At 46.2% G+C, this 24,465-nt stretch carries 25 protein-coding genes and 1 pseudogene; 10 read left to right on the forward strand and 16 right to left on the reverse strand.

The annotated features are described in order from the left end of the window. Positions 1–4 precede the first annotated feature (4 nt). The 5 genes from glf to ACPLJI_RS04530 all read left to right on the forward strand — a co-directional run bounded on the left by glf (position 5) and on the right by ACPLJI_RS04530 (position 5,194). Complete coding sequence (glf, locus tag ACPLJI_RS04510) at positions 5–1,147, forward strand: UDP-galactopyranose mutase (protein ID WP_424730684.1); 1,143 nt, start codon at positions 5–7, stop codon at positions 1,145–1,147. A gap of 48 nt (positions 1,148–1,195) precedes the next feature. Next, entirely contained in the window at positions 1,196–2,185 is a 990-nt protein-coding gene (locus ACPLJI_RS04515; RefSeq protein WP_424730685.1) for a glycosyltransferase family 2 protein, read from the forward strand. Then, positions 2,186–2,416, forward strand: a complete 231-nt coding sequence (locus ACPLJI_RS04520; protein ID WP_424730686.1) for a hypothetical protein — start codon at positions 2,186–2,188, stop codon at positions 2,414–2,416. Between the two features lie 127 nt (positions 2,417–2,543). Beyond that, the gene (locus ACPLJI_RS04525; protein WP_424730687.1) at positions 2,544–3,977 is read left to right on the forward strand and encodes a flippase; all 1,434 of its coding nucleotides are present in this window, start codon (positions 2,544–2,546) and stop codon (positions 3,975–3,977) included. Beyond that, complete coding sequence (locus tag ACPLJI_RS04530) at positions 3,974–5,194, forward strand: Coenzyme F420 hydrogenase/dehydrogenase, beta subunit C-terminal domain (protein ID WP_424730688.1); 1,221 nt, start codon at positions 3,974–3,976, stop codon at positions 5,192–5,194. The genes ACPLJI_RS04525 and ACPLJI_RS04530 overlap by 4 nt, the downstream gene beginning before the upstream one ends. Here the strand turns inward: ACPLJI_RS04530 and ACPLJI_RS04535 are convergent. The 8 genes from ACPLJI_RS04535 to ACPLJI_RS04570 form a co-directional block, all read right to left on the reverse strand. After that, complete coding sequence (locus ACPLJI_RS04535) at positions 5,177–6,346, reverse strand: polysaccharide pyruvyl transferase family protein (protein ID WP_424730689.1); 1,170 nt, start codon at positions 6,344–6,346, stop codon at positions 5,177–5,179. The two genes, ACPLJI_RS04530 and ACPLJI_RS04535, sit on opposite strands and share 18 nt — an antisense overlap. A gap of 66 nt (positions 6,347–6,412) precedes the next feature. Continuing rightward, positions 6,413–8,506 carry a DUF2206 domain-containing protein gene (locus tag ACPLJI_RS04540; RefSeq protein WP_424730690.1) on the reverse strand — a complete coding sequence of 698 codons (2,094 nt, stop codon included), beginning with the start codon at positions 8,504–8,506 and terminating at the stop codon, positions 6,413–6,415. Positions 8,507–8,529: 23 nt separating this feature from the next. After that, positions 8,530–9,726: a glycosyltransferase family 4 protein gene (locus tag ACPLJI_RS04545; RefSeq protein WP_424741149.1), complete on the reverse strand. Its 1,197-nt coding sequence runs from the start codon at positions 9,724–9,726 to the stop codon at positions 8,530–8,532. Continuing rightward, positions 9,726–10,169 carry a hypothetical protein gene (locus tag ACPLJI_RS04550; protein ID WP_424730496.1) on the reverse strand — a complete coding sequence of 148 codons (444 nt, stop codon included), beginning with the start codon at positions 10,167–10,169 and terminating at the stop codon, positions 9,726–9,728. The genes ACPLJI_RS04545 and ACPLJI_RS04550 overlap by 1 nt, the downstream gene beginning before the upstream one ends. Beyond that, positions 10,166–11,311 carry a glycosyltransferase family 4 protein gene (locus ACPLJI_RS04555; RefSeq protein ID WP_424730497.1) on the reverse strand — a complete coding sequence of 382 codons (1,146 nt, stop codon included), beginning with the start codon at positions 11,309–11,311 and terminating at the stop codon, positions 10,166–10,168. The genes ACPLJI_RS04550 and ACPLJI_RS04555 overlap by 4 nt, the downstream gene beginning before the upstream one ends. Before the next feature lie 2 nt (positions 11,312–11,313). Then, entirely contained in the window at positions 11,314–12,444 is a 1,131-nt protein-coding gene (locus ACPLJI_RS04560) for a glycosyltransferase family 4 protein (protein ID WP_424730498.1), read from the reverse strand. A gap of 37 nt (positions 12,445–12,481) precedes the next feature. Then, positions 12,482–12,805 (reverse strand): hypothetical protein, encoded by a 324-nt coding sequence (locus tag ACPLJI_RS04565; protein WP_424730499.1) that lies wholly within the window; start codon positions 12,803–12,805, stop codon positions 12,482–12,484. After that, complete coding sequence (locus ACPLJI_RS04570; protein WP_424730500.1) at positions 12,802–13,491, reverse strand: glycosyltransferase family 2 protein; 690 nt, start codon at positions 13,489–13,491, stop codon at positions 12,802–12,804. The genes ACPLJI_RS04565 and ACPLJI_RS04570 overlap by 4 nt, the downstream gene beginning before the upstream one ends. A 142-nt stretch (positions 13,492–13,633) precedes the next feature. On the opposite strand from ACPLJI_RS04570, the gene ACPLJI_RS04575 reads away from it, so the two are divergent. Both ACPLJI_RS04575 and ACPLJI_RS04580 read left to right on the forward strand, forming a co-directional pair. Beyond that, positions 13,634–13,867: a hypothetical protein gene (locus ACPLJI_RS04575; RefSeq protein WP_424730501.1), complete on the forward strand. Its 234-nt coding sequence runs from the start codon at positions 13,634–13,636 to the stop codon at positions 13,865–13,867. A 235-nt stretch (positions 13,868–14,102) separates the two neighbouring features. Next, positions 14,103–14,822, forward strand: coding sequence for a D-glucuronyl C5-epimerase family protein (locus tag ACPLJI_RS04580; protein ID WP_424730502.1), 720 nt, complete (start codon positions 14,103–14,105; stop codon positions 14,820–14,822). A 29-nt stretch (positions 14,823–14,851) separates the two neighbouring features. On the opposite strand, the gene ACPLJI_RS04585 is transcribed toward ACPLJI_RS04580, so the two are convergent. The 3 genes and pseudogenes from ACPLJI_RS04585 to arsB form a co-directional block, all read right to left on the reverse strand. Continuing rightward, positions 14,852–15,028, reverse strand: coding sequence for a hypothetical protein (locus ACPLJI_RS04585; RefSeq protein ID WP_158498084.1), 177 nt, complete (start codon positions 15,026–15,028; stop codon positions 14,852–14,854). 9 nt (positions 15,029–15,037) lie between these two features. Beyond that, positions 15,038–15,547, reverse strand: coding sequence for a glycosyltransferase family 2 protein (locus tag ACPLJI_RS04590; protein WP_424730503.1), 510 nt, complete (start codon positions 15,545–15,547; stop codon positions 15,038–15,040). A 37-nt stretch (positions 15,548–15,584) separates the two neighbouring features. Continuing rightward, positions 15,585–16,602, reverse strand: a pseudogene (gene arsB / locus ACPLJI_RS04595) (ACR3 family arsenite efflux transporter). 163 nt (positions 16,603–16,765) lie between these two features. On the opposite strand from arsB, the gene ACPLJI_RS04600 reads away from it, so the two are divergent. Further along, on the forward strand, positions 16,766–17,287 hold the full coding sequence (locus ACPLJI_RS04600) for a hypothetical protein (protein WP_424730504.1): 522 nt from the start codon (positions 16,766–16,768) through the stop codon (positions 17,285–17,287). Between the two features lie 90 nt (positions 17,288–17,377). Here the strand turns inward: ACPLJI_RS04600 and ACPLJI_RS04605 are convergent, their stop codons facing one another. Both ACPLJI_RS04605 and ACPLJI_RS04610 read right to left on the reverse strand, forming a co-directional pair. Then, positions 17,378–18,730, reverse strand: coding sequence for an MATE family efflux transporter (locus ACPLJI_RS04605; protein ID WP_424730505.1), 1,353 nt, complete (start codon positions 18,728–18,730; stop codon positions 17,378–17,380). Further along, on the reverse strand, positions 18,723–19,169 hold the full coding sequence (locus ACPLJI_RS04610) for a MarR family transcriptional regulator (protein ID WP_424730506.1): 447 nt from the start codon (positions 19,167–19,169) through the stop codon (positions 18,723–18,725). Before ACPLJI_RS04610 ends, ACPLJI_RS04605 begins: the two co-directional genes overlap by 8 nt. Positions 19,170–19,310: 141 nt before the next feature. On the opposite strand from ACPLJI_RS04610, the gene ACPLJI_RS04615 reads away from it, so the two are divergent. Further along, entirely contained in the window at positions 19,311–19,535 is a 225-nt protein-coding gene (locus tag ACPLJI_RS04615; protein ID WP_424730507.1) for a type II toxin-antitoxin system HicB family antitoxin, read from the forward strand. A gap of 48 nt (positions 19,536–19,583) precedes the next feature. Here the strand turns inward: ACPLJI_RS04615 and ACPLJI_RS04620 are convergent, their stop codons facing one another. Next, on the reverse strand, positions 19,584–19,907 hold the full coding sequence (locus tag ACPLJI_RS04620; protein WP_424741150.1) for a hypothetical protein: 324 nt from the start codon (positions 19,905–19,907) through the stop codon (positions 19,584–19,586). A gap of 874 nt (positions 19,908–20,781) precedes the next feature. Continuing rightward, a complete protein-coding gene (locus ACPLJI_RS04625; protein WP_424730675.1) occupies positions 20,782–22,857 on the reverse strand; it encodes a pseudomurein-binding repeat-containing protein in 2,076 nt (691 codons plus the stop codon). A 734-nt stretch (positions 22,858–23,591) separates the two neighbouring features. On the opposite strand from ACPLJI_RS04625, the gene ACPLJI_RS04630 reads away from it, so the two are divergent. Beyond that, positions 23,592–23,882, forward strand: a complete 291-nt coding sequence (locus ACPLJI_RS04630) for a zinc ribbon domain-containing protein (protein ID WP_424730674.1) — start codon at positions 23,592–23,594, stop codon at positions 23,880–23,882. A gap of 84 nt (positions 23,883–23,966) precedes the next feature. Here ACPLJI_RS04630 and ACPLJI_RS04635 read toward each other — a convergent pair whose 3' ends face one another. Further along, complete coding sequence (locus ACPLJI_RS04635) at positions 23,967–24,446, reverse strand: methylated-DNA--[protein]-cysteine S-methyltransferase (protein WP_424730673.1); 480 nt, start codon at positions 24,444–24,446, stop codon at positions 23,967–23,969. Positions 24,447–24,465 lie beyond the last annotated feature (19 nt).

Consider the following 24,465-nt stretch of genomic DNA (forward strand, 5'->3'; position numbering starts at 1 on the left):
TATCATGTTCAAGTACATCATTGTCGGCGCCGGTCTTGCAGGTTCCGTCATGGCAGAGAGGATAGCCAGCCGGCTCGGAGAGAGGGTGCTGGTTGTTGAGAGAAGAAGACATGTTGGTGGTAACTGCTACGATGAGATGGACGATAACGGGATACTGGTGCACCGGTACGGACCGCACATCCTCCACACCGACAGTGAGGAGGTCTTCCATTATCTTTCAGGGTTCACAGGCTGGAGGGAGTACCAGCACCGTGTCCTGGGATTCATAGACGGGGCAAAGGTCCCGCTACCATTCAACCTCAATTCGCTGAGGATGCTCCTCCCCCCGTCAGTGGCTGAGAGGCTCGAGGAGAAACTGGTCGGGAGGTACGGCTTCGGTGCCAGGGTCCCCATACTGGAACTCAGGGAGTCAGGGGACCTCGACATAGAGTTCCTTGCAGACTACGTCTACAGAAAGGTCTTCCTCAACTACACCATGAAGCAGTGGGGCTTGAAACCAGAGGAGATGGACCCCGAGGTCACAGGGAGGGTGCCAGTTGTCCTCTCACGGGATGACCGCTACTTCACTGACAGGTACCAGGTCGTGCCACGGGACGGCTACACAGCCATGGTTGAGAGGATGCTGGACCACCCCTGCATCAAGCTTATGCTCAACACCAGCCACCATGAGGTCCTTGAGCTGAGGGATGGGCGGATCCACTTCATGGGCTCCGAGTTCAGGGGGAAGGTCATATTCACGGGTAAGATCGATGAGCTCTTCGGCTACAGGTATGGTGAGCTCCCCTACAGGTCCCTGGACCTCCAGTTCGAATCCGCTGACACGGAGTGGTTCCAGGAGGTTGCCACCGTTAACTACCCCAACGACTATGACTTCACCAGGATCACCGAGTTCAAACACCTCCACCCCACAGATTCCAGGAGGACGACACTGCTGAGGGAGTACCCCTGCATACACATAGACGGGGAGAATGAGGCCTGCTATCCTGTATTCACAGATGAGACCCGGGCGAAGTATGAAAGATACCTTGAACTTGCCAGAGAATTTGAGAACCTTATACTGGTCGGGAGGCTTGCAGAGTACCGCTACTATGACATGGATGATATCGTCCTGCGGGCCCTCCAGGTCTTTGAGGAGATGATACTTTGAGTGGTCTGTCTTCACATGCAAAGGAGTTAAGTGTGAGGAGATGATGCCTTGAGGGTCTGTGCCGTTGTCGTCACATACAACCGTAAGGATTTACTCGTGGAGTGTCTTGAAGCCCTGAGGAGGCAGACAGGGCCCTTAGATGCAATCTACATCATAGACAACGCCTCAACAGATGGGACACTGGAACTCCTCAGGAGTAAGGGTTATAGGGACGGTGCAGTGATTGAGAACCCCATTGATGGGAGTGAAATCATTATCAGGTATGTCAGACTGCCCCTTAACACGGGTGGGGCTGGTGGATTCCATGAGGGCGTGAAGAGAGCCTTCCATGATGGATACGACTGGATATGGCTCATGGATGATGATGCTGAACCACTCCCTGACAGTCTTCAGGGCCTGCTCAGATATGCGGATGATGATACTGCGGCCCTTGCCAACCTCAAGGTCTCCCCGGATGGCAGTCCCCAGTACATACACAGGGGCTTTTTTGACTTCGACAGCTTCGCGAGGGTTGTGAGGCCTGTGACAGATGATGATTTAAGGGAGGAGACCCTTGAAATTGATCATGCATCCTTTGTGGGGATCCTGATAAACTCTGATTCGGTCCGGGAGATAGGATTTCCAAGGAAGGAATTCTTCCTGCATTACGATGATGTGGAGTACTGTCTGAGGTTGAGGAGTACCGGTAAGATCATCCTGGTACCCGGGAGTCTGATTCTGCACAAGGAAGCCGCGGAGAGGGATAACATCACGAAGGGTCTTTTCGGCAGGGAGATCCCTGTGGTACCCTACGATAAACTGTGGCTCCGGTATTACGGTGTCAGAAATTCCATATGGCTCCGCAGGAAGGAAATGGGCAGGGCACGTTTATTCATTTTCATTGTCAGAGCAATCCTCCTATCGATTGCAGCTCAGATAATTACAGGTATCCGTGAGAAACCCTTCAGGAGGATCAGATTTATATTGAGCGCTTATTCTGATGGCCTCAGGGGGAGATTTGACAATGAAAAACCCCGTAAGATCCTCTATGGTGATTGAATGGATAATGTCTTTGTGGTCACAGTGACCTATGGTAACAGGTTCCACCTCCTCAGGAGGGTTATTGAAGCTGCACTGCGTGAAGGTGTCAGCAGGGTAATCATTGCTGATATCAGAGTCCTTAAGTCTTTAACTGGACTAACCAAGGGCATTCACTATTTAAGGAATGTCATCATTGATCCGCATGCCTCACTGCGCCGGGATGTAACCATCCACACATCCTCCCCGTAGGAGATAGTTTTATAGGTAAACTTTACAGAGATAGTAAAGGTTTGTTATGTGAAGTGGATATGTGCCAGAACCACATCGTCATACAGTGTGTAGGCAGGACCATCCCATTATTAGTCAGAGTGATTGCATGAACCAGGTTCAGGGGATTGTTAAGAACATTGGAGTTACAGGGCTTGGCCAGGTCATAACCGCATTCATGGCTTTTATTCTCATGATATACCTTGCAAGGTTCCTCGGAGAGGCGGATTTCGGTAAATACAACTTTGCATTATCCCTCACAACCCTCCTTGCAACATTCACGGATCTGGGAGTCAACCAGCTCCTTGTAAGGGAGATTGCACGTGAAAGGGATCAGTCAGATAGATACGTGAATAACGCTGTCCTCCTGAAGGTACCTCTCTCATTCCTCACCATGGGCGTCATAGTGTCCATCTCATGGATCATGGGACTGGAGGGTGATATGAAGTTCATAGTATACTTATTCGGGGCTTACAATATCCTTCTCACCATCTCAGGGACATACCTCTCACTCTTTCAGGCATGGGAGCGTATGGAGTACGTCACCCTCTTCCAGACTGTGGAGCGACTGTTTATAGTTGGACTGGGCCTTGCTGTCCTCTTAATGGGTTACGGGGTTATTGAGGTGGCGCTGGTCTACCTTATTGCAGGTTTTATTGACATTACTTTCTCAGCCCTCCTGAGCTTCAGAAAATTCATAAGACCATCCTTCAGGATAGAACCTGGCTTTCAAAAGGACCTGCTTGTTATGGGACTGCCCTTTGGACTTAATTCACTCTTCGCTGTATTCTTCTTCAAGATAGACAGTGTGATCCTGGGGCTTATGAAGGGTGATGTGGCTGTTGGTATCTACAATGCAGCCTACAACCCCCTTCTTAGCCTCAGTTCAATAGCCGCGGGTATGGTATCAGCTGCCATTTATCCTGTTATGTCAAGGTACTTCAGGGGTAACCGGGAGTTCCTCCATGACTTCACGGTTGTCTCCTCGAGGTACCTTGTCATCATTGGCCTGCCCATTGCTGCAGGGTGTTTTGTCCTTGCAGATAGATTCATAGCCCTCTTCTATGGGGGTGGCTATGCTGCAGCTGCACTCCCCTTTCAGATCCTCGCCATCTTCATACCCATCAGGCTTGTGAGTACAATAACCGGTACCCTTTTAAGTTCAATCGACAGGCAGGGCTACAGGATGCTGGCTGTCGGTCTGAGCGCAGTCTTTAATATAATACTCAACATCATCCTGATACCCATCTACAGTTACATCGGAGCGAGTGTTGCCACTGTTGCATCGGAGTTTCTGCTCTATCTGCTCTTCCTCTTCTACATAGGCCGCCATTACAGGGAGCTTAAGATGCACGGCTCATTCATAAAGCCTGCGGCTGCAGCTGTAATAATGGCCCTTGTGGTCTACGCAATCAGGGCCATGAACCTTGCCATCATAATATGTGTGGCATCAGCCATATACACTGCCGTCCTAATACTATTAGGGACCTTCAATGAGGATGACAAGATGCTATTCAGGAAACTTGTGGGGATGGATTCATGAGGAATGCTTCTGAAGTTGGGAAACTATGCACAGGATGCGGGACCTGCATGGCCATCTGCCCGCCGGGAGTCATAAGAATGGAGATAAATCATGACAGGGGTGTTTATGAACCTGTCATCACAGGGGAGTGTGATGGGTGTGGATTATGCCTCCGGGCCTGCCCCGGCATCGAGGTGGACCTTGCTGACCTCAACATGAGGGTTTTCGGCAGGGAACCTGACGATCCTCTCCTCGGTAACTATGAGTCCTGCTATGTAGGCCATTCAAGGGATGATAAGATCAGGTATGATTCCTCATCTGGTGGTATGATAACCCAGATTCTCCTCTACCTGCTTGAGGAGGGCCTCATCAACGGCGCCCTAGTGACCCGTATGAACCCTGAGAGACCCCTTGAACCGGAGCCATTCATCGCAAGGACACCCGAGGAGATCATAGAGTCAAGGGGATCCAAGTACTGCCCGGTACCGGCGAATGTTGCCCTCAGGGAGATAATTGATATCCCAGGACGGTATGCTGTTGTGGGTCTGCCGTGCCATATCCACGGGATAAGAAAGGCCCAGAAGTTCAACAAAAAATTACGTGAGAGAATAGTTTATCATCTGGGGATTGTCTGCAACCACACACCCACCTTTAAGGCGACACGGTTCCTCCTCGAGAGGGTGGGTGTTAAACTGGAGGATGTGCAAGATATACGCTACAGGGGGAATGGCTGGCCTGGCAGTTTGAGGGTTGAGACAGTATCAGGCGATATACTACTACTACCTGAATACTGGGGTTCAGGTTTTGGGCAATTATTCATGCCAGGGCGTTGCAGGATGTGCTGTGATCATATGGCTGAGCTATCAGACATCTCATTCGCTGATCCATGGCTCAGTGAATTTGAAGATGAGAAGAGGGGAAGGACACTTGTAATACAGAGGAAAAATCCTGAAATCCTTCATAAGATCTTTGGAATATGCGAAATAGAACCCATAGAACCTCAAAAAGTGTTGTTGTCACAGATATATAACATTTACATGAAAAAGAAAGTTTATAAATTAAATAATAGCATATACTATGGTAACTTTCCAGAAGTAGATTCTGTTGATAGAATCATTTTTAGATTTGATCCCCATCGTCTCAAAATTCCATTTAGCCTGAAAAGAAGATACGAATTTCTTTATTCAGTAATTGTATCCTTAAAAGCTAGGAAAGATTTTTTAGGATATTCCGAGTGATTCACATAGTTTCTTAACAAGCTCCCCATTTTTCAGTGCTCTCCTTTTAACTTCAGGGATAACCTTGTTAAGGTGTTTCTTTATCTCCTCCCTATTCTCCCATGCCTTTAATGTCTTCTCGATTAGGATTTCAGAGCTGAGATCATCCAGATCTATAACATAATCTTCTAGACCGATCATTTCACCTATGATACCATGCATCTTGTGGCTGTATGCTATCCCAACTGTCGGTACAAACATGGATGTTGATGCAATTGTGGCATGCATCCTTGCCCCTATGAAAAGATCACAGCACCCTATTATGAATTTAAGTTCTTCTGGCCCGTATTCATCACTTATTAACAAAATCCTATCTGAATCAAAATGTCCATAAATTTTAGATAAAACCTTAAGATCAGAATCATCCCCATAAACGTGAGGTATAAGTAATATAGTGCCATCAAAATGTTTAAGGAAAAACTCAACTGATTTTATCGATATTTTCTCAATATCAAGATCTTTAGCAAAATTTGAGATTAATGGACTTACATTAAATCCTATCAATGGTTGGTTAAATTTCTCTTTTTGAAAGTTCTTTGGAGGACGTGAATCTAACAAAAATGCCGAATCTGCAGTTAAATAATAATTTTTTGATTTTAAATTCTCATTAAGATATTCATAAGATTTGAACTCCCTTACTAATATCAATGAAGATCTTTCAAGTACGTAATTTAACATGTATTTTACCAGAGGGCTCTTATGATAACCTAAGCTTTCAGAGTATAAGACAACTGGTTTATCTAAAAAAAGGGCATATAAAATATTGATCAAAGTTATGATACTTGCTCTTCCGTATTCACCTGAGAGATGATCACCACCACTATTAATGATAATATCCATAGAATTAATATATTCTAAAAATTCGTTGTTAAATCTAGTTATATTGAAATTCTTAAACAAAATAATCTTTAAAATTGTAAACAAAGATTCAAAAACCTTTAAAGGTTTTTTTAAGGACATTGGAAAATATGGATTAGTTATAATAGGGTAATACACCCCCTCAACTTTAATTTTATCATCAGTTACACCCAACAGGAAAAATGTGGAATCTCCTACAAAATATTTTATAGTGCTCATAGTAGATTTCAATAAGGCCTCGTTTCCTTTATTCATTCGATTAGCACCTAAAATCAGAAATTTTACCATTTTTTCACCGATTTCTATAAATTGAACAGATGATCATGTGAAAAATATCTCTGACCCTCCGTTATCATAAACTAATGTCCTGTTCTCAAACATATTTTCATAATTAGATATAGGTTTTACATTGTCATTTATAATAATTCTATTTACCTTTTTTGGAGGTTTAAGGGGATAGTCAATAAATACTATGCCCTTATTTACGTTGACATATCTAAGGTAAATGTATCCCTCCCTAAACCTTCCATCCTTGAAGTCCTTGAAGTAATCTATGTTCAGTTTTGGCGTAGGATAGCATCCATCTAATATCCTTGAATAACCGAATGCATCGGTATTGATAGTAACATTCTTACCATGAACCGAAAGCCACTTTGCACCGGTAACCTCACTGATGTAGATAAATGACTCATAGCGCCTTTCACCTTCACTGTCATAGGCATAGGAGTATGGTATACCTCCAATATGATAGTTTAGGTACGTCACAGAGGAGAATAGAAGTATGAGAATAAACACAGTTATTGGAATCCTAAAACGGGCCTTTCCGGTTAATCCAAGCACGCCTTTTATGCCAATGACAAAAAATGGTGCGAGAATCACAAGTAACTGTGTGAAAAGCCTTATGCCACCATAGCCTTTGGATACAAATGGAAGAATTATGAATGATGAAAGCATTGACAGTGAGATAATTGCAGCGGCTAGGTATTCCCTACTCATCTCACCTCTTCTGAAAACTATGCTTAAAAAGCCCACGCCGATAATTAAGAAGACAGTGTCATGCACAGCTACACTTAAAAAGTTGGGAATGTTAGCTATACCGATTCCAACAACTGACTGCTCCGCATTGTTTCTCATGTCAGCAGAGAAGAAATCCGCCATGCTTGAAAATGTATCCCTAAAGAATCCAACCGCGTCATGGAATGGGGCCCCGGTTGACTGCGCATACCATGCAAAGATAACCGCGAAGAACAGGACTGCAACTGATAAACCAAAGAAGTAACTCCTCTCAGGCTTCCCAATGGAAAACCTCCCAATAACCCATACAATGGGTGGGATGAAGAAGGCAAGTATAGCAAAGACATAAGCTGTGGTGTAATGTGAGAAAATCGTTCCGATCATGAAAATTATAAACAGAATCTTCTTATCAATCTCCCTTAGACTGGATGTTAAAACCATGATGGCAAGGGAGAAGAAAACCAGGGCTATCAGCTGCCTGCACCATCCAAGAATGTAGATGAATGAAAACTGGAATATGAAAAGAAGTCCCGCATAGAAGGCCATTGTCCTATCCTTCAGTATTCTCTCACTTATAAGATAAACTGCAGGTGGCATCACAGCTCCAATGAATCCATAGTAAAATTTGAATATGTACACAGCAGGAACATTCAGTATTATTTTATAGATAGCGGGGAGTATTGTAACACTGAGACAGGCGTTGTATGCATTGTTAATCGAACCAGAGGGGCTCCAGTGCCCATTGAGCAGAACACTCCGGAAGAGGAAAAATTCTCTATGTATATCTCTTCCTATGAGGTAATTTGATGGCAATCCATTCATGATGAGGAGAGAGAGACCAAGATTGAATAGTACAATGGAATATGTGGAATGATGCAGTTTATCCCTCAGTATAGTCAGAATCACCATGTAAACAGGTATTGCAAGTAGAATCCCAAGAAGAACCTTGTTAATCGAATATGTATTCATGAGATAGGAACCGATCACCGTTAAAACGGGGAGTGTGAATGAGAAAAGTGCCGGTGAAATGAGAGTATCATCAAATTTTATATTGGGGGTTACTGGTAGAGTACCCTTCCTATAATAAGCTGCAAGGAGAATCCCAAGAAGTAAATTCAGAGCGACGATGAGTGACAAAAGCGATACAGGTCTTTTTATGAGGGGGTATGTCATATTAACCATCAGGCCCGTGAAGATCAGTAATGCGAGGCTCATGCCGACCGAGAGTAAAGACTCCTCAAGCAATCCAAGGTCAAGTTTCATGATCCTCAAAACAAGGTATCCTGGGATGATGGAAAAAAATATGAAGGGAAGGGACTGCCTCAGTATTGGGATATTAACCAGAACAGCCAGATCTGTTAATAAAAGCAGTAAGATAATATATGTGACGTCGCGCCTCATCTAAATCCCTTTACTTTTCCTTGTTAATGGCTTGAAGACCATTCCATATAAACTCTGTAGATGTCCAGGAGCTGATCAATTATCATGTCAATATCATATAATGAAGTGGATTCATATGCTCCGGTTTCAAGTTCACTGAGAATAGATGGATCATTCAGAATTTTCTTAATTAAAATGCAGAGCTCATGAGAATTCCCCGGTTCAAAAAGGAACCCGTTGTAACCATCCTTCACAAGTTCAGGAATGCCTCCAATTCTACTTGCAATTACAGGTGTTGAGTTAATGAAGCTTTCAAGAATTACCATGCCAAAAGCTTCATACCATATAGACGGTAAAATCGTCAGATTAGCCATCCTGTAAAGACTCTCCAGTTCATCACCTGTAAGAAAGCCGTGGAATATTATTCTATCATCACCTTTAGCAAGTTTTCTGATTTCATCCTCCATTGGCCCCTTCCCGGCGATGTGAAGTCTTAAATTGTCACCTTCAACTTTTCTGAAGCTTTTTATAAGGATGTCAGGTCCCTTATGTTTTGATAGGGAACCCACAAACAGGATATCGATGACATCATAAGTTTTTTCACATGGCTTCCGTTCTCCCTCTATGGGATTGGGAAGCACAATCTTCTCTGCATCCCTGAAGAGACCCTCAGATTCGAGTTTGTCCAGCACGAATTTTGAGGGTGCTGTTACAGCATCCGCCTTATCCGAGATTATGGTTTTCTGTATCTTATTATATGAACTGCAAGCTATGTTTCTACCATGGCATATTTCACTTTTTCCATTAAGAAGGTTGCTCCTCAAACAGATTGGTGAATAATCATGTGCCGTGAAAACCAGTGGTATTCCCGAGTCCTTCACCGCCTTGAATGATAGTGGAGAGAGACCCTTGAAGTTATGCATATGCACGATATCCGGGGACTCGGCTTCAAGTATCCTTCTTATTTTCCTATATGCTTCAACATTAAGGAGGTCTACTACCTGCCAGAGCAACCTTTTTGATATGTGCTGTGAAGTGAATTCCAGTAAGAAGTATAGATTTAGCTTTAGCCTGTAAATTTTTATATTCCCCAAATCCTCGATTTTTGTTTCCCTGCCAGTAGTTATGATAATAACCTCATGGCCTCTTTTTATCAGTTCAGTGGCAATATTTTTGACGACAATTTCAGCGCCACCCATTATTTCTGGAGGATAAAGGCTTGAAATGAAGACTATCTTCATCATTCATCCCCCAACTCTCTTGTAATAGCAGGATTGAGTCTATCCGCATCAAATACAATAGCCGGCCGGGAAATTGTGTTGAAATCCAAATTTCTGAATCTTACCTCTCTAAGAGGTGCATGGACAATAACGTCCTTCCTGAAAAATTTAATAAATCTCAGTGAGGTCACTGAAAAAGCTGATTTCATCATTGAAATAACTGATCCTGACCCCGCAAACAGGTTCAGAAGTTTCAGTATTATGACACTGATAAGGGATGAACCACTCACATGATGCACAGCTGATGGCCTGAGATCTCCCCGGAACTTGAGGGAAAGGATATCCCATGGATTAAGTTTCAGGACCTCATTTTCCCTGGAGAGATGTTCATATAAATAGAAAGCCGTTTTTCTCATCGCCTTATCAGGTTCAACGTCAAATTCACCGATTAAACCTATCCTCATGAGATTACCTCTTCAAAGACCCTCTCTGTCATCCTTGCTGATTTATCCCATGTGTAATTTTCCATGACCATTCTCCTGCCATTTGATCCCATCCTTGCAGCAAGCTCCTCATCCTCGAGGATGCGGGTTATTGCATCGGCCAGTGCCACTGGATCTCCAGGGGGTACAAGGATCCCTGTTTCACCATCCCTTATAACATATTTTATCCCACCAACCTTTGAACCTATAACGGGCGTGCCACAAGCATTTGCCTCAATTAGGACCATTCCAAAACCTTCAGCAATCGTCAGCGTGGGAAGTACAAGAATATCTGATGTTCTGTATAGATCTATGAGCTGATTCTCAGACACAAAACCCATGAATACTGCTTTATCAGCTATACTTAGAGATTCTGCAAGTTTTCTGTATTCAGGTATCATGTCTCCGCTTCCAGCAAGTACAAGGTAGTTATCTTCATCCTCGATCTTGCTAAATGCTCTGAGGAGGACGTCAACGCCTTTATGTCTATGGCCCCTGTTCATTGCACCCACGAAAAGCACAATTTTAGAATCTTCAGGTATCCCATATTTTTCTCTCAGGTTACTATTGCCAGGTTTATATGTTTCTGGATCAACAGCTGGCGGAATCAATTCTATCAAGTCATAATATCCTCTGAGAATAGTTGACTCCTTGTAAACATATGGCGAAGGGGTTATTATTCTTGCAGAAAGCTTGAGTGTCAATTTCATTAGAGAGTTGTTGTAAGCTCGGGAAGCCAGTTTCAGCAAACCTGAATCCTTTACCACGTCATTATGATATGTGAGGACAAATGGCGTATCATTTCTCTTAGCTGCAATGGCAGCCATATCTGCCAAAAAAGGCACAGGCATGTGTGCATTAACGAGATGAATTTTTTCATCCAAGATCTTATCTGAAACTTCCCTAAAAATTCTTAAATTTAGTGGTGTATTTGATATTGAAGCTCTATTTTTCAATCTAAAAACCCTTATGCCATGAAGGGACTCTTCATAATCCTCTTTGTCTGTTGTAATCACTGTAACTTTATGCCCCCTCTCAACAAGACCTTTTGAGATATTATATGTGTAGTGTTCGACTCCCCCACTCTTTGGAGGAAAATATGGTGTTATTATTAGAACCCTCATCTTCATCCCTCAATAACTGAATTATAAACGGATATCAATCTATCAACATTTTTTGACCAGCTGAACCTTTTTGAGTCTTCTCTAGCATTTAATGACATTTTCCTAAGTAAATCCTCGTTTTTACTAAGGATATCTATTTTTTCAATCATTTCATCAACATTTTCAACGACAAATCCCGTTACTCCATTTCTTATCATCCCAGCATGACCCCCACTGTTCTTTACTATTATGGGCAAACCTGAAGCCAGAGCCTCAAGCATCACTAAAGGTGACGATGCCTCACCCCCTCTTGATGGAAATATAAAAACATCAGAATCTTTATAATGATCTTTCAGAACGTTCTTGTCTGATATCGAGCCTTTCAGTATTATATTTTGGATATTCTCCTTGGCAATTAAATTTTTTATTTCATTGAACCTAGGTCCGTCCCCAATACAAATAAAAGTACATTTATTTAATTTCTTTGCTAAAGACACAATATAATCCACGCCCTTCTTATATGTAAATCTTCCTACAAATAGAACCTTAAAATTTCTGGCCTTTGAGTTACCCGAAGAAGGCGTGAAAAACGTTGTATCAACAGCATTCGAAAATGACAATGATTCTCTTTCAAACTTTTCAAGGATATATTCTCTTATTTCAGAGCCAAGTGATAGTATTTTAAGCGAATTTTTAACAACGTATGATGACAATTTTTCATTAAAATTAAATAAAATATTATATAAAGGACTTTCGTATTTTATACAACCTGTATGTACAGTTAAGATAATAGGCTTGTTAAATTTTTTTGCAACTTTAGTGGCTAAAATGGATGAAAGATAATATCTATCATGAACATGAACCAGATCAACATATTGACAAAGGTCCTTCAAAATGCTTCTTAATTCAAAGATGTTGAATATCGGCTGCGGAATATCAAAATTTTTATATAAAAAGCTGCTAGCAGACACTCTATAAACCATTATCCCATCAATTTTTTCTTTTTTCTTTAATTTTTCATTATTACCAATATCGCTTGTAACAACCCATACATCATGACCTCTTTCAACAAGACCTTTGGCTTGTTGAAAAGCCACTTCCTCCAGACCGCCGATGAAGGGATAAAAACAGTGGGAAACAATCAATACTCTCATAGAATCTCCATAGAACTTTTAATTTAAGACGATATTCTTACCTCAACCTTTCAACCACAAGTGTCCTGAAGATTTTGAAACCGTCACTCAGTGATGAAAGCTTGGGTTCATCAGACCTCCTCCTGTAGGAGATTGGGACCGCGACTATTTTCATGTTTGAACCTGAAATCCTTGAGAACATCTCGGCCTTCAGCTCAATTGGGTAACTCAAACCACTCAATGAGTTGATCAACAGCCTCCCTGTGAATACCCAGTGATCCGTGCAGAAATCCCTTACTGGATGATATAGAAGACATGCTATGAATCTCAGTATATGATTATGGATCCTGTTGAGTCTTGAGATCGCACCATCTTTAATCATTCAATAATCCCCATCTTCCTGCGGATCATGTACTCTATATGTCTCCAGCCATCCTTGAAGGAGTGGAGCTTGGCCTCACCACCCCTCTGCCTGTAGGGTATGGGGATCTGGCTGATCCTGAGACCCTTCTCAGAGGCCTCTATTACCATCTCAATTGCAAACTCCATTCCAGGTGCCTGAAGGTTGAGCCTCTCAAGGGCCTCCCTGGTGAAGGCTCTCATGCCACAGTGGGTGTCCCTGACATTGTTTCTGAAGAGTATGTTAAGCATCCTTGAGAGGGCGGGGTTCCCTATGTACCTGTGGAGGGCGGGCATGGCACCATCCTCCATCATACCATTCATACGGTCCCCGATGACGAAGTCATAACCCTTCTCTATCTCAGCGATGAAGTCAGGTATCATCTCAAAGGGGTATGTGAGGTCAGCGTCCCCCATAACCAGTATGTCTCCTCTGGCCTCCCTGAAACCACGAAGATATGCGTTGCCGTATCCCCGCTTTTCCTCCCTGACAACCCTTGCACCTGCAGATGCAGCTTCAAGTGCCGTGTTATCAGTGGAAGCGTTATCAACAACAAGCACCTCCACATCGTATCCTCTGCTTTCAATTTCATCCACAGGAACGGATTTCACTGTCCTGCCGACAACCCCCTCCTCATTGAGGGCCGGTATTACTACTGATATCAACATGACAACACCATAATTAAAAGTGTGAATAATTTTTTTATAATGTGGTAAGTTCCATTATAAAAGGTTTTTGGGGGCTTCAGTTATGTGTAATCCAATTGATTTATATTCAAAGACAATAAAACATCCTTTAAGGGTGATATTCATGAAAAGGTTTTTTCCAGTGATCCCTGGCTTGATTTTCATACTTGCATGCAGTCCGTCCCATGCAGTGGACAGCATCACAGACTGCAACGGGACACCTGACCACCTGAACCGGTCATACTACCTGGACAATTACCAAGAACTCCTGAAGGAGGCCGTTAAAAATAACACAAGGATAAGGAACCACCCCTATACACCTCAACAGGTGATAGAAGGTACTATCAGGCATACATAGACGCGGGTTACGCCGTTAAAATCTTCTCAGGAATCAAAGGTAAGCGGGCCCTGAGGAGTGATGAGAAGATCATCGAGATCAAGACCATAAAGGCCAATAACGCCTACTACTCCAGAAAACTTTCACCATCAGATACGACAGTGATTGTATTCAGCAGCATGGCCTGCCAGTTCAGGAACATGCCTGTCCCTGAGTTCAGAAGCAACCTGCCCTTTGTCTACTATAAGAACAGGGGATGGCACCCTTTGTCTACTATAAGAACAGGGAATGGCACATTTACCCTGTAACAACATCCAACCTTGCAGGTGGCTGCGGGAACACTTCTGACTTCCTTGAAGTGCTGGATGAGCAGAAACTCACGGTGAGCTTCATGACATACAGGGGTATGCGCTACGCAGTATTCCCCATGTACTTTGACTACCATGGCTCAGGTACTGGCTGGCTTGACAGCTTCGCCCAGGGAAACCTTGCAGGTCTCTACGCCAGGGCATACAACCTCACAGGTAAGCAGGAGTACCTTGACATCTCAAATTCCCTCATAAACAGTTTTCATGCCCCCACAGGCCTTGTGAAACCGACAAAATACCGTAACTTCTACCTCCACTACAACTTCCTCAGGGAACACTACATCCTCAACGCCCACCTCATATGCGCACTTGGACTCCACAATGCCTACAGGTACACCAGGAACCTGAGGGCGCTGAGCCTCTTCAGAACTGGCATTTCAACCTTCAGGAAGATGAACTGGAAGTTTGACAGTGGGCGATGGACATATTATGCCGTGAGCGGCAGGTACTACAGGCCCGCCTGGCTAGCAAGTGAAAGCTACCACAGACTCCAAGTACAGCTTGCAAACAGGGTCTGGAAGGCGACAGTGGATACCTACTACCGCAGCATTGCCCTGAGGTGGAACAGTTACCTCAAAAGGAAGGGACTCGGACCAGAGAGGATATAGGCCTGATCTGATCCAGAAGAAAAAACCACCTATAACCTCATGAGGAACTCCTTCAGCCTCCTCTGGAGTCCCAGAGGCAGGTATGGTGTGGAGAACCCCAGGGAGGTCCAAACCACCGGGACCCTGTGTTTTTTCATTATGGCCCCCATTGTGGTGTAGTATTCAGGGGACATTGAGTAACCCGGTGACCTGTGGTAGGCCTCCACAGGGACCGCTTAGATACTGTAACCCCTCTTCTTAAGGGCGAGGCACCTTTCAACCGCATAGAGGTGCCAGTGGCTGCAGGTCTCCTCATCAAAGGGATGTCTACTCCAGACCTCTGATGGTAGGGCGAAGAGGCACTCATCAACGGTCTGAACCCTCACCGGAGCCTCAATTCTCCTCCCAACATCCACCGGTGGGTCGCCCTGTTTCATGGTGGAGAACAACCTGAAGGGACCGGCCACTCCAGCAGCACCCACCACACCCGCGTCCTCCAGCGAAGATGAATATGAGGCCATCCGTCTGATGGCTTCCGGTTTTACGTGCACATCCTGGTGGGCGAATATGAGGGTGTCGCCTGTGGCCATCTCCGCACCATGGTTGAGGGCCCCTGCCGCGGAACTGAATCTATGGGTGGTGTTATCAAGGAGTATGAGTTCATAATCGTCCCCTTCGCGGAGGTCCCTGAGGAGGAACCTCCTGAGGGTTTCTCTATCATTGTAGACACATATTACTGATATCATCCGCTAGAAATATGGTTTCCCAAAAATAAATGTCTTTTCAGGCCGGGACCCTGTCCCGTGTTGCATTGGCTATCCTCACAAGTGTGAGCATAACCGGGACCTCCACCAGGACTCCAACCACGGTGGCGAGGGCCGCCCCTGACTGTAAACCGAAGAGTGATATTGCCACCGCAACTGCAAGTTCAAAGAAGTTGCTTGCACCTATGAGGGCCGCCGGTGCAGCCATGCATGCCTCAGCCTCCAGATGCGGGCCCATAGGTAGGCCACCGTGAAGATCAGTGTATTATGAGGGGCACCGCAATCAGGCCGATGTGGAGGGGGTTCTCGATTAGGACCCCCCTAATGAGAATATTATGATGAGGGTGAGGAGGAGTCCTATGATGGTTATGTTCTCGAATTTCCCCAGGAACCTCTGGAAGTGCTCTGGCCCCCTTGAGGTGATGAGCCTCCTCCTTGTGAGGTAGCCTGCAAGGAGTGGTACCACCACGAAGAGGACCACCGAGAGTATGAGGGTGTCGTAGGGTGCCTGGATGTTACCTATACCCGGGAGGAAGGCCAGTGTGGGGGCGTAGGCGAAGAGGAGTATTATGTCGTTCACCGCCACCTGCACCAGTGTGTAGGCAGGTTCACCCCTTGTGAGGCTGCTCCAGACGAATACAATGGCTGTGCATGGTGCTGCCCCGAGGAGTACCGTCCCTGCAAGGTACTCCCTCCCGAGTTCAGGTGGTATAAGATTTGAGAAAACCCTAGAGGAAGAATGATGCCACGATGTACATGGTGAATGGCTTTATGAGCCAGTTGGTCCCGCAGGTAACAGTGAGTCCCCTGATTTCCCTGGTGGCGCGTATTATGCTAGAAGTCTATCCTGAGCATCATGGGGTATATCATGAGCCATATCAGCACCGCCACCGGGGGGATACCTGGGCGTACTGTAACCTGTTGAGGAGGGCCGGGAAGGCTGGTATGAACTGTCCGATCCTAACCCCTGTGATTATGCAGAGGATCACCCAGACTGTGAGGTACCTTTCGAATATTCCCATCTCTTCACTTTCCATGATATCATCGGTTACATATCAGTAAATTCAGATATGTTGATTTATTATTAGTAGTTTTCCCTTAACCGGAAAGGTTTTTATGAATTAAAAACATGAATGTAATTATGAAGTATTTATGGTGGTAAATTTGAGACTCAATGTGAATACAAATGGTGAACCACTATTGAAGTGGCTGAACAGTAAGCTGAATGTTTTAAGCTCGGTATTCGGTATACTTGTGGGTGCAATTGCAGGGACACTCACCGCGGTAATCCTTGGCGGTGTCCTCATGGGTGGGTCCATGGACCCCATATTCTTCGTATTCATTGTGGCATTTGTCTTCCTCTTTGTGGAATCCTTCGTTGCGGGTCTGGGGGCTGAAACCTACAGTGAATCCCTGGTGAACTCAGGGTTCCTGGTACTCATCTACCTGACCATCGGTATGGTGGGGCTCATGGCAACAACCACAGGTGGCATGATGGCCCTCTCAGCCATCTCACAGGTGTTCCCTGACACCGGCGGGGACATGACAGGTACAGCCAAGCCCATGGGACTGGCATCTGAACCCACATACGCGCCAGCCGACTACCTGCAGCTCATATCAGTGATACTCATGCTCATCTCACTGGTGCTAGCAGCATTCGTGGGGGGCCTCCTGGCGGTTTACATAAGAAGAAGGTTAAATAGGGGGCGCAGCATAGACTGAATCTGGAAGTATGCACATCAATTAATCAATAAACTTTTTTTCTTCCATCTCCTTGAGGGAGAACATTCAGCACCCCAATTCAGGAAAAAATCAGTCCCCGTACCTCCTGAGTCTCCCTATGAAGAGTCTCGCCCAGATGTAGGCTATGAGGCTTCCCCCGATGTCACCTGCAACCACACCCCACCAGACACCAACCTCACCGAATCCCAGGATCACACCAAGGAGGTAGGCGAATACCGCCACAAGGAGGACCTGCCTTATAGCCGAGAGTGTGAGGGATGTGAGTCCCCTCCCGGCACCCTGGAAGATGGACCCTGACATTATACCCGGTGGGAGGAAGAGGTAGAAGAGGCAGATGACCCTCAGGAACTCCGTTATCCTGGGTGCCAGGTCCGCGGATGCCTGGGAGTATGAGAAGACCCATGAGATCCAGGGGGCGAGTATGAAGGTCAGGATGGCGGTTGCAGCCGCTATCATGAGCCCCAATCTTATGGAGTAACCGTGGACCACCTCAAGGTTTCTGAAGTTCCTTGAACCATATGCAACCCCGGATACACTCACAAGGGCGGTTGCCACGGATATCACCGGCACTATGGCCAGCATGACTATCCTCCACCCGGCAGAGTACACTGCAACTGCACTGGTACCGCCGACTGCTGTGAGTATCCCGTTGAGTACCGCGGTTACCAGGGACATGACAAAGAACTCTGCACTTGCAGGTATGGTAACTGAGAGTATTGAGAGGGCAACAGTCCTGTCGGGTCTGAAGTGTTTCATCCCGAGGGAGGTGTAGGTCCCGCCCCCAAGGAACCAGTACAGTACAACGAGTGAAACCGCAAGCTGTGATATCACGGTGGCCCAGGCCGCCCCGGCTATACCCCATCCTGCAGTGTATATGAGGAGGGGGTCAAGTACCATGTTGAGGACCGCTGAGAGGCCCATGGCATACATTGGCCTTTTAGCGTCACCCTCGGATCGGAGTATCCCGTAGGCTGCCCCTGTGAATAGGGTGAAGATTGTACCTGCAAAGACCACGCTACCGTACTGGAATGCCGGCTTCAGGGCCTCCCCTGCCCCCAGGGAGACGAGTATGTCGCCGAGGAGCAGTTCAAGGACCAGTGTGATGATAACTGAAACCGCAGCTGTTATTATGACCGTGTGGGTTGCGCTGTTGTTCACGCCCTCCGTGTCACCGGCCCCCAGGTACCTTGAGACCGATGATGCGGCCCCGGCCCCGAGGCCATTGGATAGCCCCACCAGTATCATGTAGAGGGGTGTTACGAATCCTATGGCTGCGAGGGCCTCACCGCCCAGGCCAGCCACCCATATGGCATCCACCAGGTTGTAGATGGATGTGAGCAGCATCGCGATTATCATTGGCCCTGAGAGTTTCAGGAGGGCCCTCCTGGGGTCCCCCCTCATTATCTTAACACCCTCAGTCATCCTCAACACCCCTTATTTTCATTGCACCCTCTGCGAGTCTCCTGCACATCCTCATAAGTTCATCCTGCTCTTCCTGGGTGAGGTTCTCAAATAGGAGGTCTGTCCACCTATCCTCAACCTCCCCTATGAGGGGTATCAGTTCCTCGCCCTGATCCGTGAGGTTCAACCTGTATCTTCTCCTGTTTTGGGGGTCCTGTTTTTTTATGATGAGTCCGCGCTCCTCCAGGCGCCTTATGATCCTGGCTATGGTGCCCTTGTCCACCTGGAAGAACCATGAGAGTTCATCCTGTGTAATCCCTGGTTGCCTGTGGATCCTGAAGAGGCAGGCGACCTGGGCGTCTGTGAGTTTAAGGTGGGATAACTCCCTTGCCACGAATACACGGTGGCTCCTGAGTATGATTGAGAGGAGCCCCTTGAATGGTATGTCACTGTCGATCATCACTTCATCCTCAATGTTCTGATGCTGAAGTTATCTGGATGACACCATATAAATGTTGTCATTGCAACTGTTGCATCTGCAACATAAAGACCATTGATTCATATCAGAAAATGGCTATCTGTGAACTGAAGGTGAGACCGGATGACCTCAGTTAAAGTTGAGCTCCCAGTAAAGATTGAAAAAGAAGGAAACCTGTTCGTGGCGATATGTGAGCCCTTCAACATAGTCAGTCAGGGCATCAGCAAAGAAGTTGCGCTTGAAAACATCAGGGAGGCTCCTGAACTCTTCCTTAGCGACGAGGATGTTCTTGAAATGTATCAGGACCTTATAAGCAGTACACTGTACCTGAAAAAGAGGAACATATGATCATAGGAAGCTAATCACACATCATTAGACTCTGATTCACATGAATGTCTATTTCTCAGAACCATGAAAAACACGAAGACTGAAGTCCTCCACCTCAACAGGTCTGCTGGCCTCAAGTAGATTCAGGAAGCTTCCCTCAACCACATCATCAGAATCAGATACCGTGGCGCTACTTACGGCCACCAGTCTCAGCCCCGAGAATTCCCTGAAACCTGATGCCCCATCACATGCTGCAGTTGCGAGCGAATCATCCTCACCATCATGGCTGAACCAGTACTCACTGGCGTCAGGGAGTTCCTCCAGTCTTGACCTGAGGTAGCCCCTTATCTCACCTCTCCTCAGTGCTGCTTCTTCATAGAGGGATCCAGGCAAATTGAACACCATCAGTATCTTAAAACCTTACCATTATTATCACTTACTGTGATCAAAAAAACCCTGAGAACCAAGGAGATACTTACTGTGCAGTTAGAGAAACTTATATGGAAGAGTCTATAAGGTACCAGATTGAAGGGTTCCTCAGTGTGATCAGGGGCTTGGAGGATGCCAGGAGGGTCAGTTCATGATAATAAATGGCTCAGCCTCATGAGAGGGGGGTCTGATATGGACCCCCCAGTGTACTATGATGGAACCCCCTGCTGGGGCAGCGGATTTCAGCTGAGGGGCCCCTGTGAGCGGATGAAATATTCCATGTCCAGATATTTCAGCAGCCCCCACCCTATGTGAGTGCCCGGGTGCTCAGGGACGGGATTGTATACCGCCACAGTGGGTCACTACGTGACATGGCATTGGAGACTGTTAAGGAGTTCGATGACTTCAAACCCGGCGATATACCCGTGAGGCGAATATCATGATCAGAAAGGCAATCATACTCACAGAGATGAATAACTGAGGAAAAACCTGAACCCTGATGATAACCTCCTGAAACCTTCGAGGAGTCCTCGGGACTTGGCCTGCAAGGGATGTATAAGAGACCTGAATTTTCTGCTGAGATGTACTCCATATTTAACCTGAAACCAGGTGCCCCCTGCTTAGATGGTGACCTGCTTGAGAACCTTCCTGGAGCCAGATGACTGTGAAACCTTCAGGGAAATAAAGCCAATTGGTGGATTCAAGAATACAGTGGTCCAAAAGAATGTTAACCCCAGATATTCTCACGAATTCGCTGAAAAGATCAGGAAAAAAACTCTTGATATCCCTGAGAATAAATGAAGAGATTATCCTTGAAGAAAGAAAAAAATAAAAAGTTTTAAATTGTTATATACACAGGAAGCCTGCCTTTTGCACCGTAGAATGCCAGTATCCTGCTGTAGATGTATACAAGGCGCGTAAAGCTCACCCTGCCACGTGCTGTTGACGCATACCTGGGGGCCCTTCCATACCTGTTTATGAAGTCCCTGATACTGACAGCCACTGACACGTAGGCTGACCTTGAGAGTTTACCTGACCTCCATGTGCCGGTGCTTCCAGCATAACCCACGGCCCGTGGTTTTAATGGATTCTGATTTCCTGAGCTGATCTGGATCGTGGCGCGTGCAAGTAAATCTAGGAACTGGGCCATGGAGTACCTCTTTGATGCAATTGTAACAGATGATGGCAGTTTACGGTAGCGCAGGTAGTGGTTCCTGACGTTCACGGCTGCAGCGACAAGCTGGTTGATGGTTATACCCTCTGCCGGTGGGGCGGGCCTAACCGTTACCGTGGTGTTAACAATCTGGTTATCCAGAGCAGCGGACACAGCTGCAACCCCCGGTGCATTGAGGTTCCTGAGAGTTGAGGATGCAAACCCACCACTCATCACAGCATCACTGATTGTACCATAGGTTGTTGCAAAGTCTACAAGCCCCCTGTATGGTACAGGGGTTGCATGCAGTGTACCTTCACTGTCATGGAGTAGATCTGCCCTTATGAGGGATGTGCCCCCCACCATAACGGTTGCTGGATTCGCAGTTAAAGTGAGGACAATCCATGGGTTTGCTGTAACATCACCTGATGTGAGTTCACTGAAGTCCGGTGTGTTAGACCCCCACCAGTTGAATCTGGCATCAACTCCCGGGCCGTCCTCACAGAACACGTCGGCTCCAGGGTTATCCAGGATACGGCAGAAGCTTATCACTGTGAGGGTGAAGTAGCTTAGGACCGCTGATCCTCTATTCCAGGTCTCTGCAAGGTTACCTGTGAATGTGGATTCTGTGATATTCGCAAGGGCTGCCAAGAAATTGCTTATACCTCCCCCTGCGTTCCCCGCCCTGTTACCTGTGAATGTAGTGTTCCTGACTGTCAGATTCCCATAATTGTTCCTGATCCCACCACCATGTTCTGATGCCACGTTCTCCTCAAGGGTGCACCCGGATACTGTGGTGTTAAGAGTAGCTGCATGGATACCGGCACCGTAATTCGCACTGTTTGACCTGAAAAGGGAGTCTGATACCTCAAGATTCACGAATGAATCGTCAGAGTTTCTTAATCCTGAGATGCCCCCACCATAGCCTGCGATGTTGTAGATGAAAACGGATCTGGTCACGGTAACCATGACTTCCGTGCCGTCTGCTGCCCACACACATAAACCGCCACCATGGATGTTCGCGGTGTTCAATGCAATGGTAGAATTGCATATGAACGTATCTCCACCGGTGTAAATCCCGCCACCATTTTCTGCATGGCCAAGGGCAAATGATGAGTCCCTGATGTTAAGGGATGAATTTCGGGCGCTGTATATGGATCCCCCGCACCCTGAAGCCTCATTCTCATCAAAGGTTGATTCTTTAACCTCAAGCACTCCCCCACTGTATACTGCACCACCATCCTCTGCGTTATTCTCGAGGAGGTAGCTTTCAATCAGTTTCACCGTACCTTCACTGTAGATGGCGCCGCCCCTGGTGGCGGTGCTGTGCATGAGGAGGCAGTTTTCCACCTGGAGATCGCCGTGGTTCAGCACTACCCCACCCTCAGGTGCACTGCCATTCTTCAGTGTGAGGTTCCTGAGGACCAGAACCGCTCCAGAGGACACATTGAATGCCCTCCCTATGGCCTCGCAGTCTATCACCGTACCGGTGGTTGACTGGCCAGTGATGGTGAGGTTCCTGTCTATCAGGATGTTCCTGTTACCCTCACCACGGTATTCACCATCCGCAAGCCAGATCCGGTCCCCCGAGGCCGAGGACAGGGTCGCGTTTCCAACTGTGGCCTTGGCAGCCTCCCATGAGAGCCCATCATTATCATCAGACCCGCCTGTGGCGTTGACATAGATGTCAGCTGCAGAGGCGGTTCCTGATAAAATGAGGAGCGCTGCAATGGCAGCTATTATATACAGATATTTTACCATTTGCCTATCTCCTGTTATCTGCACATTAAATGTGCATGTATAGATCTGGTTTAATGTATTTAAAAGTTTTTCAAAAACGGCTGATAGTTTTAAATTATGGAAATACGTAACATAATATGATTAAATAATTTAAAGAGCAGGTTAACTGATCCCCCAGCTTCTATCAAGGTGCCCTGACATGATACGTCCCCCGAACCCCATCCTCTTCTCATCACTGTCCTTCAGGACTATTACTCCATGACTGTGCTGTAATTCATAGAAATTGGTGCCTGATTCATTATAAAAAGATCCATCCCGTCTGTTCGGAGTCCGGATAGAAGGTCATCCATGAGTTCCAGGTGAAAGCTGAGTTCATCGTACCTCTTCAGGTGTTCCCTGAGTATAACGCCTATTTCAGAACCCCGGGGGGTTCCCCTACCCCCTTGCAGTGGAAGGAGGTATGCGGTGCTGATCTCATCCCCTTTACCTTGAAGTTTCAGGGGTTTTTCCCATTTTTCTGGTTTTCAGTGTCCATCAGGTTTCAGCTGATAAATTCTGAATAACCCCAGATATGAGGTACCGGCCGGCCAGGAGATTGACTTCGTAATATGCATCTATAACGAATATAAGGATCTCTAAAAGTTTTTACCATCAAGTTGATACATTAAGATAGAATGTGTTAAGTGATCGGGATGCCTGGAAGAGAACCCCGACCCCATATCAAACAGGAAAAACTGGATAATATCAGAGGGGATATGAAAATCATATGTAGAAACTGTGGGGCAGAGAACCCAAAGGACAGTAACTTCTGTTCAGGGTGCGGAAGACGCCTCAACAGGGAAATCTGCGTCCGATGCGGTACCGAAAATGCTGATAATGCCATCTACTGCAGAAGATGTGGCATGAAACTTGAGGGTGACGTCCCGGAAGGTTACGGCACCATTCCCTACAGGAACATGGAGGGACTCACAGCACTTGAATTCATACTTATACTTCTATTCTCACCCCTTGCAGGTTTAATAGGATTTCCTTGTATGGTACGGTGAAAAACCAAAGAAGGCACGGCAGTCCCTTATCATAGCCCTTTTGATGTTCTCTTTGTAATGATCATATTCCTTTTCCAGGGCACTTCAAATGATTTTACTATTAAACTGGGCACCCTCCATTTCAAGGAGCCTCCTCTTAAGATCAGTACCCCCCTGGTAACCCCCTGGGCTCCCATCGCTTCTTATAACCCGATGGCATGGGATGATAAGTGGAAATGGATTACCTGCCAGTGCCCTGGCCGCACTCCTTGCACCACCACCCGCAGCCTCCGCAACCTCAGCATATGAGAGCGTGGATCCCCTGGGGATATCAGATACAATCAGTAGAACCCTCCTCTGGTATTCTGTGCATACCCTCCAGTCAAGTACCTGGAGATCAAAGCGCACCTCTTCACCATCGAGGAATCTCCATAGGGAACCTGTGAGTTCCCCAATGAATTCACACTCCGGGCCACCGGCGGTACCCTGAAGATTATCCCCATCAGAGGCAAAGAAGATCCTCTGAACCCCTCCATCTCCACATAAAATAGAAACACATGCCAGTGGATGCCTCAGAATATACATACACTTAAATGTTCTGCTG

This window comes from Methanothermobacter sp. (assembly GCF_049720995.1).
In the GTDB taxonomy this organism is placed as follows: Archaea; Methanobacteriota; Methanobacteria; order Methanobacteriales; family Methanothermobacteraceae; genus Methanothermobacter.

Excerpts from the sequence above, each read along its gene's own strand:
- ACPLJI_RS04520 (WP_424730686.1), top strand. The coding sequence starts at position 2,186 with ATGGATAATGTCTTTGTGGTCACAGTGACCTATGGTAACAGGTTCCAC.
- ACPLJI_RS04590 (WP_424730503.1), bottom strand. The coding sequence starts at position 15,547 with ATGATATCAGTAATATGTGTCTACAATGATAGAGAAACCCTCAGGAGG.
- ACPLJI_RS04575 (WP_424730501.1), top strand. The coding sequence starts at position 13,634 with ATGAAAAGGTTTTTTCCAGTGATCCCTGGCTTGATTTTCATACTTGCA.
- ACPLJI_RS04535 (WP_424730689.1), bottom strand. The coding sequence starts at position 6,346 with ATGAATAAAGGAAACGAGGCCTTATTGAAATCTACTATGAGCACTATA.
- ACPLJI_RS04635 (WP_424730673.1), bottom strand. The coding sequence starts at position 24,446 with ATGTATATTCTGAGGCATCCACTGGCATGTGTTTCTATTTTATGTGGA.
- ACPLJI_RS04555 (WP_424730497.1), bottom strand. The coding sequence starts at position 11,311 with ATGAGGGTTCTAATAATAACACCATATTTTCCTCCAAAGAGTGGGGGA.
- ACPLJI_RS04565 (WP_424730499.1), bottom strand. The coding sequence starts at position 12,805 with ATGATTAAAGATGGTGCGATCTCAAGACTCAACAGGATCCATAATCAT.
- ACPLJI_RS04545 (WP_424741149.1), bottom strand. The coding sequence starts at position 9,726 with ATGAAGATAGTCTTCATTTCAAGCCTTTATCCTCCAGAAATAATGGGT.
- ACPLJI_RS04615 (WP_424730507.1), top strand. The coding sequence starts at position 19,311 with ATGACCTCAGTTAAAGTTGAGCTCCCAGTAAAGATTGAAAAAGAAGGA.
- ACPLJI_RS04525 (WP_424730687.1), top strand. The coding sequence starts at position 2,544 with ATGAACCAGGTTCAGGGGATTGTTAAGAACATTGGAGTTACAGGGCTT.
- ACPLJI_RS04540 (WP_424730690.1), bottom strand. The coding sequence starts at position 8,506 with ATGAGGCGCGACGTCACATATATTATCTTACTGCTTTTATTAACAGAT.
- ACPLJI_RS04550 (WP_424730496.1), bottom strand. The coding sequence starts at position 10,169 with ATGAGGATAGGTTTAATCGGTGAATTTGACGTTGAACCTGATAAGGCG.
- ACPLJI_RS04610 (WP_424730506.1), bottom strand. The coding sequence starts at position 19,169 with ATGATCGACAGTGACATACCATTCAAGGGGCTCCTCTCAATCATACTC.
- ACPLJI_RS04560 (WP_424730498.1), bottom strand. The coding sequence starts at position 12,444 with ATGAGAGTATTGATTGTTTCCCACTGTTTTTATCCCTTCATCGGCGGT.
- ACPLJI_RS04625 (WP_424730675.1), bottom strand. The coding sequence starts at position 22,857 with ATGGTAAAATATCTGTATATAATAGCTGCCATTGCAGCGCTCCTCATT.
- ACPLJI_RS04580 (WP_424730502.1), top strand. The coding sequence starts at position 14,103 with ATGGCACCCTTTGTCTACTATAAGAACAGGGAATGGCACATTTACCCT.
- ACPLJI_RS04530 (WP_424730688.1), top strand. The coding sequence starts at position 3,974 with ATGAGGAATGCTTCTGAAGTTGGGAAACTATGCACAGGATGCGGGACC.
- glf (WP_424730684.1), top strand. The coding sequence starts at position 5 with ATGTTCAAGTACATCATTGTCGGCGCCGGTCTTGCAGGTTCCGTCATG.
- ACPLJI_RS04605 (WP_424730505.1), bottom strand. The coding sequence starts at position 18,730 with ATGACTGAGGGTGTTAAGATAATGAGGGGGGACCCCAGGAGGGCCCTC.
- ACPLJI_RS04570 (WP_424730500.1), bottom strand. The coding sequence starts at position 13,491 with ATGTTGATATCAGTAGTAATACCGGCCCTCAATGAGGAGGGGGTTGTC.
- ACPLJI_RS04630 (WP_424730674.1), top strand. The coding sequence starts at position 23,592 with ATGAAAATCATATGTAGAAACTGTGGGGCAGAGAACCCAAAGGACAGT.